This is a genomic window from Mycolicibacterium tokaiense (assembly GCF_010725885.1).
GTDB classification, from domain to species: domain Bacteria; phylum Actinomycetota; class Actinomycetes; order Mycobacteriales; family Mycobacteriaceae; genus Mycobacterium; species Mycobacterium tokaiense.
In genome coordinates, this window is sequence record NZ_AP022600.1 from 2,334,920 (window position 1) to 2,347,354 (window position 12,435).

At 65.2% G+C, this 12,435-nt stretch carries 9 protein-coding genes and 1 pseudogene; 8 read left to right on the forward strand and 2 right to left on the reverse strand.

Features of this window, described 5'->3' with window-relative positions:
- Position 1: 1 nt before the first annotated feature.
- Both G6N58_RS11230 and G6N58_RS11235 read right to left on the reverse strand, forming a co-directional pair.
- Positions 2-1,102, reverse strand: a complete 1,101-nt coding sequence (locus tag G6N58_RS11230) for a glycosyltransferase family 4 protein (protein WP_115278649.1) — start codon at positions 1,100-1,102, stop codon at positions 2-4.
- Positions 1,103-1,310: 208 nt separating this feature from the next.
- Positions 1,311-2,438, reverse strand: coding sequence for a glycosyltransferase family 4 protein (locus G6N58_RS11235; protein WP_115278648.1), 1,128 nt, complete (start codon positions 2,436-2,438; stop codon positions 1,311-1,313).
- Positions 2,439-2,918: 480 nt separating this feature from the next.
- On the opposite strand from G6N58_RS11235, the gene G6N58_RS11240 reads away from it, so the two are divergent.
- The 8 genes and pseudogenes from G6N58_RS11240 (at position 2,919) to G6N58_RS11275 (ending at position 12,260) form a co-directional block, all read left to right on the forward strand.
- Entirely contained in the window at positions 2,919-3,656 is a 738-nt protein-coding gene (locus G6N58_RS11240; protein WP_115278647.1) for a LuxR C-terminal-related transcriptional regulator, read from the forward strand.
- A gap of 140 nt (positions 3,657-3,796) precedes the next feature.
- Positions 3,797-4,786, forward strand: a complete 990-nt coding sequence (locus G6N58_RS11245; RefSeq protein WP_147289335.1) for a hypothetical protein — start codon at positions 3,797-3,799, stop codon at positions 4,784-4,786.
- Positions 4,787-4,832: 46 nt separating this feature from the next.
- Positions 4,833-5,627: a LuxR C-terminal-related transcriptional regulator gene (locus G6N58_RS11250; RefSeq protein WP_115278645.1), complete on the forward strand. Its 795-nt coding sequence runs from the start codon at positions 4,833-4,835 to the stop codon at positions 5,625-5,627.
- A 169-nt stretch (positions 5,628-5,796) separates the two neighbouring features.
- Positions 5,797-7,563: a glutamine--fructose-6-phosphate transaminase (isomerizing) gene (glmS, locus tag G6N58_RS11255; RefSeq protein ID WP_115278644.1), complete on the forward strand. Its 1,767-nt coding sequence runs from the start codon at positions 5,797-5,799 to the stop codon at positions 7,561-7,563.
- 77 nt (positions 7,564-7,640) lie between these two features.
- A pseudogene (locus tag G6N58_RS11260) lies at positions 7,641-8,426 on the forward strand (glycosyltransferase family 2 protein); the annotation flags it as partial.
- Complete coding sequence (locus G6N58_RS11265) at positions 8,423-9,412, forward strand: NAD-dependent epimerase/dehydratase family protein (protein WP_115278642.1); 990 nt, start codon at positions 8,423-8,425, stop codon at positions 9,410-9,412. The pseudogene G6N58_RS11260 and the gene G6N58_RS11265, both read left to right, overlap by 4 nt.
- Positions 9,413-9,692: 280 nt before the next feature.
- Positions 9,693-11,153 (forward strand): hypothetical protein, encoded by a 1,461-nt coding sequence (locus G6N58_RS11270; RefSeq protein ID WP_163908078.1) that lies wholly within the window; start codon positions 9,693-9,695, stop codon positions 11,151-11,153.
- 231 nt (positions 11,154-11,384) lie between these two features.
- The gene (locus G6N58_RS11275; RefSeq protein ID WP_163908080.1) at positions 11,385-12,260 is read left to right on the forward strand and encodes a hypothetical protein; all 876 of its coding nucleotides are present in this window, start codon (positions 11,385-11,387) and stop codon (positions 12,258-12,260) included.
- The last annotated feature ends 175 nt before the right edge of the window (positions 12,261-12,435 follow it).

The following is a 12,435-nucleotide window of genomic DNA, read 5'->3' on the forward strand; positions in this document are numbered from 1 at the left end:
CTCACTGCCGCCTTCCATTGACCTCGAGTGCACGAGTCTCCAGTGACTGCGCAATTCCTGACCAGTCCAGGGCCTTGGCGCCGGTGAGGCCGGCCTGGGAGAACTGATCCCACTGCGCCTGGGCGGCCAGCAGGGCGTCGGCGAATTCGCTCGGATCGGTGCCGCACACCACTCCGGCGCCGTACTGCGCCACAACGTCTTTGGCACCGTTCTCGGCGAAATCAGCGGTCACCACCGGAAGGCCACTGGCCATGGCTTCGGCGATCACCCGGGGAAACCCCTCCCGTTGGCTGGACATGCCCAGCACGGCGGCACGGGACAGCAGATCGATCTTCTGCTCCTCGGTCACCGACCCCGGCACTCGGATGCGGGACGCGAGGGCGGACCGTTTCGCGTACTCCTCGATGTCCGACCGGGACGGGCCGTCGCCGGCGATCACCAGGTCACCGGCGAAGCCGCGGTCGGCGGCGAGGACGAACGCGTCGATCAGCAGCTGCAGGTTCTTGTGCGGGGCCACACGGCCGACATACAGCGCCCCGGAGCGTTCGTCTCGCGGGGCCGACCGGTAGCGGCTCAGCTCGATGCCGCTGGGCAGTACTCCGCACTCGCGCCCCGACTGTTCGGTGATGGCCACCGCCACCGCGTTGCTGACGGCGAAGTTGGAGCCTGCCAGCAGCGGTAGCCGGCGCTGCGCGCGGGTCAGGATCGGGTCTTCGCGGATCTCGCACCAGTGGATTGCGGTGCGTGGCCGCAGCTTTCGTGGCATGGCCGGGATGTGCAGCAATGGCCACTGGTTGAGCAGATGGAAGTCGTATCCGCCGGCGATCACCTGGCGCCGGACCCAGTTGCTGTACCGGGTCACTGCCCCCCAGTTGCGGCGCAGCGCCGGGAAACGCGGTGTCAGGTAGGTGTCCGTGAGCGGATTGCGTTGCAACCGGACACCGTTGATGGTTTCCGCGACGGGCAGCGCGCGGTCGTGGCCGATGCAGAAGACGTCGACGGAGTGGCCGCGCCGCACCATGGCCTCGGCGAGCTCCTGGAAGAAGACCTCCTGGCCACCGAGGTTGGGGTAGTAGAGCTCGGTGAGGAAGGCGAATCGCATCGGTTGGCCCCGTCGGTCTCCGTGTGAGTGCATGGTGGTTGCTCACCGCCGGCGCCGCGGCACCGTCGTCGGACCATCTCAGCAAAAAATGACGCAGTGTGCAAGGAATGCGTTCCGCAGCAGCACCCTGGCTCCGTTGTGCTGGTTGCTGGCTCAGCAGAGGCGTGCGCGGCAAACCACTTCCGGCCACGTCGCACGCTGCCGTCGGCTACCGTCGGCCTTCGCTGGCGAGGGCGGCGACGATGGTATCGGCGGCGGCGGTCACATGAATGCGCTGCTGGCGGGTCCGTACGTGGGCGGCGCCGCGTGCGGCCAGCTCGGTCCGGGCTGCGTCGTCGGTGGCGAACCTCGTCAGCAGCCGGGCGAGTTGTCCGGGGTCGTGCGGGTCGAAGTACTCGGCACCGGAACCGCAGGTCTCGCGCAGCGACGGGATGTCCGAGCACAGCACCGCGGTACCCGAGGCCATGGCCTCCAGCGGTGGCAGACCGGCACCCTCGTTGAACGACGGCATCACCAACAGGTCCGCACCCGCCACCAGGGCGTGCAGGGCATCGAATTCCAGGCGGCTGATGAACTGCACCCGATCACCGAGAGCGGTGGCCTGCTCCTGGACCCGCCCGTCGAGCGTGCGTACCGACGCGCCGCTGCCGGCGATCATCAGCCGGTGCGGAATGGACTGCTGCACTTGCGAATACGCCTGCAGCAGCGCGAGGACGTTTTTGTGCCGCTTCACGTTGCCGAGGTACAGGATGTACCGGCCCGTTACGGGGGACAGGGTGGAGTCCGGGGGCTGCAGCCACTGGCGACTCACCGGAATCTCGGTGACCACGAACCGCGCGGCGGGAACGTAGCCGGCCAGTGCGTCGGCGGAGGCTTGTGAGGGCGTGAAGATGGTGTGGCAGCGGCGCGCATCGGCTTCGAGCATGGCCCGCGCGTAGAGCCGGCGGGCGCGGCTCATCCCGCTGATCTGTTCGGGCAGCAGGTAGTTGTCGTCGTGCACGGTGGAAAAGGCGAGGACGGAGCGGTGGCGCGGTCGCAGCAGGGTGAGGGGATGCGGGAAGTGGGGCGTCCAGAACGACCCGGGCCGGACCGTGCCGATGGCGTGGTCCCAAGCGCGCTGCTCGCCGAGGGAGAACATGGCAGCCCGGGCCGGTTCGGCGTACACCACCTCGGTTTTCGCCGCGACGTCCGGGACGTTGCCGCGATCCGCAAGGACCGCCAGCGTGCGACCGTGCTGGCTCAGTACCTCCTCCAGAGCCGGGATCTGGACACCGATGTAGGTGCCGATGCCGCTCTGCTCGATGTGCCTGACGTCGAAGAGCAGGTCGGCCCGCATGACGATGAAGGCTACCGGGACGGGGCGTGGGCGGCCTTCCGGGGAGCAGGACTGTGGATTCCGCGTGGTTGCTCGATCGCGCGAGTTTGAGGTCTGGCGACGCGCCGCGCAGCCGTGAAATAGTCCATGAATAATAAGTATGGCAAATACTATCAATCGCGTTAGATGTACTAGCGCTGCAGGAAAGCGCTGGGTCGGGTTCATGATCATCCAGAAAACGAAGTGTTCAAAGCATATACGCGGCCGTAAAATGTGATCGAGCATTACTTGTGAATTGTCCGCGGGCAACGCAGTCGGTTAAACTTGTGCGATTGTGGCAAACCTTTAGGAAGAGTGAATCTGTTTTGCGGTAGTGATGACAGGCTGCCGCCGATGTGCCCACAATGGGGAGTGCGGGAGGACCACCGGCTGCGGTGGAAGGCGCAGGGAGGCTGCAATGAAACGTCTACTCGTCCCACCGGGCGGTAATGGGCAAAGGCCATGACCATGGCGGGATCCGCGGTCACACCTGACGCCCGACTCATCGATTGGGTTCGCACCAGCACCGCATCGGATGGCTCGGACACTCCGAGCACCGACCCGCTCTGTGGTATCCGCGTGCTCGTGGTCGACGATTGCACGTTGCACCGGGAGGGCTTGGCCGCATTGATGGCGACCAACGGTGCTCCCGACGTCAGCGTGGCCTGGGACCTGCCCACGGTGACCGCAGCTGTTCGAGACAAACCCGTGAACGTCGTGTTGTTGAACGTCAGCACCCTCGACGGCGTCATTCTGTTGCGGGCCGTTCAGGACATCGCCCCGTACGTACGGGTCATCGTGGTAGGGGTCTCCGAGGAGGATGACCACGGGATCGTTGCGTGCGCCGAGGCAGGTGCCGCGGGATATCACACCCGCAACGAGTCCATCGAGGAGCTGATCTCGCTGATCTCGCGCCTGGTGGCCGGAGAATCTGTGTGCTCACCCCGGGTCTCGGCGGTGCTACTGCGCCGTCTCTCCACCCTTGCCGCCAAACGCCCGCTGGTGCCTGATGACCTGATGCTCACCACTCGCGAAGTCGAGATCCTGGAACTGTTGGAGCACGGCTTGTCGAACCGGGACATCGCCGAACACCTCTGCATCGCCGTTCACACCGTCAAAAACCATGTGCACAGTCTGCTGACGAAGCTGGGTGTCAGTACGCGTGGGCAGGCTGCGGCGCTTGCGCACACAGTGCGGTGATATCCCAAAAGAGCTATAGATAACCATCTTTCGCTGGTTCAGCTCTGCCTTGGGTTAGTTCTCGTCGTCCAGAGGAGCCACCTGGAATTGGGCCGAAAGGTTCATTTACGAAGAGTCGCAACCGGGGCCATAGTGGAGCGATGCGGACGATCCTGCCCAGGGCTGCGGTGGCCACCGTGGTCGCGTCGGCACTGGGCGTCGGAGTATTTCTGTTCCCGCTGGATGCCTCGGGTCTCATCGGAGACTCAAGCGCGGAACGCGGCGCACGGGAACTCGATGCGCTGGTCGCTGCGGTCTATCCCCGGCCTGGTCGAATCGACGTGGATGTGCCACGCGTGCCGGACCGGGACGGCTTGCCCGCCGGTGCTGGCCACGAGGTGCTGGCGGCCGAGATGCTGGAAGTGGATGGAACGTACAGTCCACCTGAGTTGTTGCGAGCACTCCACGTCGTGCGGTCCCTGCGAGCGCTCCCGCACAGCGGGACGGACGCTGCCACCGGCAGACGGGTAGAGGGTCGGGCCCTGCCGCTGTCGCCGGAGGATCTTCTCGAACTGGTTGTCCTGGTGGAGAATTTCCTGCAGTCCATGGCCAGGACCCCGGAACCCGACCTCGCCGAGCTGCTGACCAACGTCCTGGCGACAGTCGCGGACGAGATGAAGGCCCCGGTTGCCGCCGCGGTTACAGCGCCGCCTCCGGCAGCGGGAGCTGCTGTGCCGCAGGCACCCACTGTTGCGCCGATACCCGTGCCTGCTGTGGTCGAGCCTGCCTCCGAACCGCCGGAGCTCGAGCCGTCCGCAGCGCCCGCTGCGCCGATGCCGACCCCACAGCAGGTGAACCCGACCCCCGTCGTACCAAGCGTTGATGTCGTGGGTGCGGGCCACCCCCCGCCGGCCGAGGTGACGTCGCAGCCCTCGCCTGCGGTGGACGCGGAGTCCGACGAAGAGACGGCCGTGGGTTCGCAGCCAGAACTGCGGGATCCCGCCGAACCGGGCCGCGAACCTGACAAGCCGGATCTGAACACGAATGATGTTGACCCGCAGAGAGAAGCACCTCAAAGCAGCGACTTAACGAGTGACAACGGCGCCGACAGTCAGAGTTCGTCGCAGGACAAAGACGCGTCCAACGAGTGATACGGCGGCCCTGCCGTGTGAGAGTGCCCATGACACGAGGCCGGAGATGATGGATGGAACACAGCTCGGCCCCGGACTTCCGGTGAACCGGCGATCAGGACACGATGGCGAGCGCAAGCTGGTCAGCGCCGGCGACAGCAACTTCGTGCCATGGCAGGATGCGTCGTATCAGGAGCAGGCACTGGATGAGCGGATCCTCGTCGTCGACGATTGCACCTTGTTCCGGGACAACCTCGTCGCAGTGTTGGCGGTGAGCGGGTTTCCCACGCCGAGCTCCGCGTGGGACCTGCCGTCGCTGGTCACCGCCCTGGAGGACCCCGAAATCAGGGTTGTGTTGGTCAACATGAAGTCGCGGGGCAGTGCTCTGCTCCTGAAGGCGGCGATGGACATCAACCCAGGGTCACGGGTGATCGCTGTGGGTGCCTCCGTAGCAGATGAAGCAGATATCCTTGCCTGCGCGGAGGCCGGCGTCGCCGGTTATCACATGCGATCGGATGCTCTCGGCGCCCTGATTGTCTTGATACAGGACGTCGCCGCTGGAATTTCATCGTGCCCTCCGGCGGTCTCTGCGATTTTGCTCAAACGCCTCTCATCCCTTGCTGCACAGACGAAGAGCGCAGACCGGGAACTAGCTCTGACGGCGCGTGAGATCCAGATCCTTCGGATGATCGAAAGAGGCCGGTCGAACCGAGACATCGCCACCGAACTCGACATCGCGATCCACACGGTCAAGAACCACGTGCACAATCTACTCACCAAGCTGGGCGTGGGCACCAGGGCCGAGGCCGCAGCACTGTCGCGCACCATTGGAGCCGAGGCGGGGCGAATCCGGGCGAACTAGACCGGGAGCTACCGAAAATGGGCTCGCATGGTCCATGTACGCGGCGGTTGCGGAGCCCGATAGTGAGAGTGTTCCGCCGCAACAGCTGGGCGGCACTCGCACCGGGGGCATCAAAATCCAGATTCACCTGGTTGTTTGGGTGAAAAGTTCCGATGGGAGGCGGACTCAGATGTGTGGAATTATTGCGTGCCGAACACATGGTCCTGCCGCTGATTACCTGCTTGCGGGCCTGCACAGACTGGAGTACCGGGGTTACGACTCGGCCGGCCTGGCAGTCCGGTCTGCGACAGGCGACGTCACCCGCCTGCGTGCGGTCGGTCGTGTCGCGGCACTGGAACACGCCGTCGGCGAGTGGGGTGGACCCCTGACCGGTACCACGGGGATAGGCCATACCAGATGGGCTACCCACGGCGCGGTCAGCGAGCAGAACACCCATCCACACAGTGACTGTAGCGGTCGGATAAGTCTGGTACACAACGGGATACTCGGGGGGTGTGACGGCCTGCGGCAAACGCTGACGCTGTCGGGGCACCACTTCAGTTCCGAGGTGGACAGTGAGATCTTCTGTCATCTGATCGAAGACGAGCTCGCCGCCGGTGGGGATCTGCGGGGCGCGGTCCAGGCAGCGTTGACATCGCTCGAGGGCTCCTGGGCGCTGGCGGTGATGGATCAGTTGACCGGCCAGATAGTGGTGGCTGCGCAGCGTTCGCCGCTTCTGATAGCGGAGAACGAACACGGTGTGTTCGCCAGCAGTGACATCTCTGCCATTGCCGATTGGGTGGAGGAGTTCAGAGTTCTCGATGACGGGGAGGTGATCGAACTCACCGGCGATCTCAGCACTCATCATCGAGCGCATCTGACCTCCTACCTGTGGCACCGTCAACCGGCGGATCTCGCCGGTTACGTGGATTACATGGCCAAGGAAGTGGACGAGCAACCGGCGGCGGCAGCACGCGCTCTGGCAGAGCTCGGCGGCGCGGTCGCCGATGGCTCGCTGTGGAATGATCTGGGGATCGGTGACTTCGAGCGACTCCAGGTCATCGGGTGCGGCACCTCGCTGAACGCAGGCCACGTGCTTGCCAACCTCCTTCGCCGAGTGGGACGAGTTCCGGTGACGGTGGAGGCGGCGAGCGAGGCGGCCAGCAGTCTGGTCGAACCCAAGACCCTGTGCTTGGCCATCAGCCAGTCAGGTGAGACCGCTGACGTGCTCAACGCGTTGGCCGATCGCCCATCAAAGGGCACTGTCCTGGCGCTTACCAACAATCCGCACTCCACCCTTGCGCGGCGCGCGGACGCGTTCCTCGACTGTGCGGCAGGCCCGGAAATCGGGGTCGCCGCCACCAAAACGTTTGTCTGCCAGGTGATCAGTGGGTCAGCTCTGTTGCTGTCTGGTCTCGTAGCGACCGGACGGATCTCGCCGGGGATGGCCACCGTCCTGGTCGAGTCGCTCTCTCTGATGCCCGAGCGTCTGGCCGACGCGGGCGCGGTGGCCAAGTGCGTAGTACCGGCCATCGCGGAAGAGCTCTGCACTGCAACCGGTTTCATCTTCATCGGGAGGGGCACGGGTGTTCCGTACGCCGCCGAAGGGGCTCTGAAACTCAAAGAACTCACGTATCGCTGGGCCGACCACTATCCGGCCGGTGAACTCAAGCACGGCCCGCTGGCGCTGGTCGACAGCGGAACTCCGGTTGTGGTGGTGGACAATCTGGATGCCAGGCTGCACGCCAACGTCGCCGAGGTGGCGGCACGCGGTGGGCGGGTGGTCCGGATCGGAGCGGCGGGTAGCACGGTGCCCGTCCTGGAGGGGCCGGTCGGCCCCTGGGGGCCACTGGAGAGTGTAGTGCCCATGCAGATACTTGCCCGCACCATTGGGCTGTCGTTGGGCTGGGACGTGGACAGGCCCCGCAATCTGGCCAAGTCCGTAACCGTGGACTGATTCTCAGCACCACCATATTTCATCTGGATTGGAGTCCTCATATGGTCGCAATTGCTCGGTCGCACAGAGACCCCGAGCTGAAAGTGAGCCTGGTGATCCCGGTGCGCAACGAAGCGCGCAACATCGCCTGGGTTCTGGAGCAGATCGTCGATGACGTGCACGAGATCATTCTGGTCGACGGTGAATCCACCGACGCCACCTTGACAACCGCGTTGAGTTACCGTTCCGACCTCGTGGTCGTACCCCAGCAAGGACAGGGCAAAGGTAGCGCGCTGCGAACCGGTTTTCTGGCGGCCACGGGTGACGTCATCGTCATGATGGACGCAGACGGCAGCATGTCTCCTCACGAGATCAAGCATTATCTGCATTTCCTGGCCAACGGTTTCGATTTTGTCAAGGGTTCCCGATTCATCTGTGGCGGTGGATCTCTGGACATCACCCGCTTCCGCCGCCTCGGGAACCGGTTTCTGCTCGATGTGTTCAACTTTTTGTACGATGGTGAGCTCACCGACCTCTGCTACGGTTTCTGCGCATTTCACCGTAGGTACCTCGATCACCTGGACCTGACGGCCACCGGTTTCGAGATCGAGGCGGAGATGACCGTTCGAGCGATGCAGGCCGGCCTGAGGATCGCCGAGGTGCCCAGTCTCGAGATGCCGCGTAGGGCAGGGAAATCGAACCTCCACGCGATCAGTGACGGCTGGCGGGTACTGTCCACCGTGGTCGCCGGCCGGCGGCGCAGGCCGAGCCCGCCCCCGGCTCCGCCACGTCCGCGGCAGGCTCCCACATTGGTAGAGATTCCGGCTCCGGACCCCACTCTCGATGCCGCGGAATTCCTGGGACGCGAGGAGATCTCGTCATGACCCGGGCAATGGTGACGGGTGCAGCCGGCTTCATAGGGTCCGCGCTCGTGGACAGACTGTTGCTCGAGGGTTACGACGTGATTGCGATCGACAACCTCAGCACCGGTAACATGGCGAATCTCGACCACGCCATCCGGGCCAACCGAACCACGCCTGGCCGGTTCGCGTTCCACCAGCTCGATGTTCAGGCACCCGAACTCAGAGGTATCGTGGTCGGCAGTAACCCGGATGTCATCTTCCACTTGGCCGCGCACATCGACGTGCGCCGTTCAGTAGCAGATCCGATGTTCGATGCACGAACCAACGTGCTGGGTACGGTCAACATATGCGAGGCGGCAAACCTTGCAGGCGTGCGCCGGATCGTCTACGCCGCGTCAGGCGGTTCGCGTTACGGTGCGCCTCTGCGACTGCCTGCTGACGAGCAGAGCTCCTTGGCGCCGGAATCACCCTATGCGGTCAGCAAGATCGCCGGGGAGCTGTACCTGCAGGCGTATGCGCACATGTACGGAATCACACCGATCTGCCTGGCTCTGTCGAATGTCTACGGGCCGCGCCAGAGCGTGGCCGGCGAGGCCGGCGTGATCGCGGCGTTCGCAAGTGCGCTGGCCTCGGGCCGTAACGTGACCGTGTTCGGAGACGGCAGTGCAACCAGGGATTACATCTATGTCGATGACGTGGTGCGGGCATTCACCGCCTCGGCGGAAGCGCCACCGGAGGTCACCGGCACATTCAACATCGGAACCGGCAGGCAGATCAGCGTCGTAGACCTGCACAGAGTCATTGCCCTGCTGTTCGATGGGGCACCCCCACCGTTCTTTGCACCTGCGCGCACCGGCGAGGTGCAGAACAGCGCGCTGGATGCCCGCAAGGCTTTTCGCGAACTCGGGTGGGTTCCGGCCGTGAATCTGATTGACGGCATCGAACGCACGGTCGCGTGGCTGCGGTCTGCGCAGGGGGCAGACCAGCCTGCCGAGCTGGGTGCGTGAGGGAGATCATCTGTGGCTGATCCGCGATGGCGACGAAAAGCGTTGTCTGACAGCGCTACCGGATCGTATTACGGCCAGAGATTGGCTCTTGTGGCCCATGGACTGGCCGAGCTGTCAGCCAGATAGTGGAGATGCGGTCGACATGGCTGCATTTGTTGATCACCAACGATTTTCGAAGCAAGACTGAACAAAAAGGAGGGGCTCCGTGTCCAGAAAGAGTTCGCGTACACCAAAACTCTCGGCTCGCCGATATGTCACCACAGGCGTCACAGGGTCGGCGATGGTCGGTCTCGGCCTGCTGTTGGCCGCGTCGCCGGAGACTCCGGTATCGATGTCCCCGGACATCGCGTTGATGTCAAACGAACTGGCGATTCTCTCCGGCGCGGAGTGCACGCCCGGGGTTGACTGCCCTGGTTCCTACACCAGCGGCCTGGGGGCCTCGGCCCAGCTGTCCCTGGCACCAGGGAATTACCTTCTGCCGACGATCATCGGTCCGGGAGGCTTCCTCATCGGTGATGGGCTCGACGCCGACGCAGCGACGTGCACGGCCCCGTGTAACGGAGGCAACGGCGGGTTGTTCTGGGGCAACGGCGGCGACGGTGCGCTGGGGGGCAACGGCGGCAACGGAGGCTTGTTCTATGGGAGCGGTGGCAACGGGGGGAACGGAGTGGACGCCGTATACGACGCGATGGGGCTTCTGATCTCCCCGGCCACTGCCGGTGGCAACGGTGGTTCGGCCGGAGCGGTCGGCAACGGCGGCAGTGGCGGCAGTGGCGGCAACGACATCCAGGAAGTGAACCCGGCGAATCTGTCTGCCGCTGGTGCCTCGGGTGGCAACGGCGGCCGGGGCGGCTTCCTGATCGGTGGCGCCGGTGACGGGGGCTCAGGGGGCAACGGTTATGCCGCGGGCACAGGGGCGACTGCCACCGGCGGCAACGGCGGATCCGGTGGACAGGCCTTTGTGGGCAACGCGGGTGATGGTGGAGCGGGCGGCTACGGAAACTCCGATCTGGGCGCGGGCACGGGTGGATCAGGCGGAGCCGGCGGAAGCGCGGTCCTCCTGGGCGAAGGCGGCGCGGGGGGCGCCGGCGGCGACAGCTACAACAACTCACCGTCGGTCGATGACCCCGCCGACATCGCGGGCGGCACCGGTGGGGCCGGCGGCAGCGGCGGTCTGCTCAGTGGGGGCGGCGGTGCCGGTGGTAGCGGTGGTTTCGCCGAGTCCACCTCCGGAAACGCCACCGGTGGAGCAGGTGGTCAGGGTGGCGGCGCCACGAACGGCGCCGGAGGCGGCGGCGGTGGCGGCGGTGTCGGAATTGCCAACGGCGACGGTGCGACTGCAGCGGGTGGCGACGGTGGCTCTGGCGGGTCGTCCTTCAACGGCGCCGGAGGCAGTGGCGGTGCCGGCGGTGGTAGTGGCGCCGAAGCCGACGACGGTGTCTCCAACGGCGGTGACGGAGGAGCGGGCGGCGCGGGTGGATTCGGACTGGGCGGCAACGGTGGGTCGGGCGGTCAAGGTGGTGACGCAACCGGTGGGGGCACCAACAGCGGTGGTGACGGAGCAGACGGTGGCGATGGCCGCGGCCTCGGCGCCAACGGTGGCAGTGGCGGTGGCGGTGGCAGCGCTTCCGGCGGCTCGACGAACAGCGGTGGCTTGGGTGGCTCAGGTGGTTCAGGTGGACCCGGCGGTTCCGATGGCGCCGGCGGTTCGAACGGCACCGGCGGCAGTGGTGACGAGTAGCTCGTTGTGACTCGGTGCGGGTGTCGGTGGCTCCGGCCATCGGCACCCGCACGTGGACTCGGAGATGGTGATGTGATGCCACGCAGTGTGAAGAAACCCAAAGGTCGGCCGAATCGGGCCATCTCCGCTGTGCCGCGAAGATCACCAGGGCGGTCGGCTGTTGTTGCCATCGTCGCAGCAGCATTCGGATTTGCCGTTTCGCTCTACCCGGTACCGGAATCCCTGCGACCGTTGACCGCCTCACCGCTGCGCGATGGCGCGTCGCAGGCCCCGGGTGCTGATTCGACGTACTTCGCCACCCGGCGGGCGGCGCACGCCTCGGCGCTTCGGCTGACTGCCCTGGTTCAGCTCTCGCAGGACCTCGATGACGAAACGCTCTACGCCGGTGCCGAAACGCTCACTGTCCTGGTCCGGGAGTTCGGGCTGCGAGACGTGATGAGGTCGTACGTTTTGTTGCGGTCGATCCAACCGGAAACACGCGACTTTCCACAGGTGTACAGCGGGGGCGGTGGCAGCGGTCAGTCGGGGGAGCTCGTGCCGATGGCGACACTGCTGGAATATCTTCTCGAGTTGTTTCCAGACAGGTTGCCCGAACTCATCCAACGGCTGGAAGCTGTTGTGGTCGAGCACCTTCTGCCTCATCATGCACCGGAGGCCGGCGTCGGTGAAGCGCCCGCGCCCGCGCCCGCGCCGGAGCCGGCGCCAGCACCGGCACCGGCACTGGCGCCCGCGCCGGAGCCGGCAGTGCCGGTGGGGCATGCTCCCACCCCCGATCGGGTGCCTTCTCCGCCAACAGCGGAGGTGACGCAGCCAACTGTGCCGGTGTCCGTTCCGGTGACCGAGCCGACTCACGAGCTCGAACCACCCACCGTCACCGCCGAATCTTCGCCATCCGCTCCGCCGTCGGGTCCTCCCGATGATGTCGCGACGGAGACGTCCCAAGACCCGAGCTCGGCGCGACCGTCCGAGTCGCCGCAGGATCCGCAGCCGCAGAGCGATGATTCGGCTGGTTCACCATCGGATCGCGACAACAACCCGGAATCGCACGACAGCTCACCGGCCGCGAACTCGTCCTCCACCGACTCGGATCCCACCGGTGGTGAGTGAGTACTCGCACAGGAGCTAGTCCACGAGCTAGGCAAATTTGGCTCTGATGGTCCATATACGCCGGCGTTGCGGACACAGATAGTTAGTGGTGTCGCAACGTTTGCTCTGCACCGAGAAGCTGTACCGCAAAGCACTATTCGTTCCAGACTTGATCGATCGGGATGCTCCCGAGCAG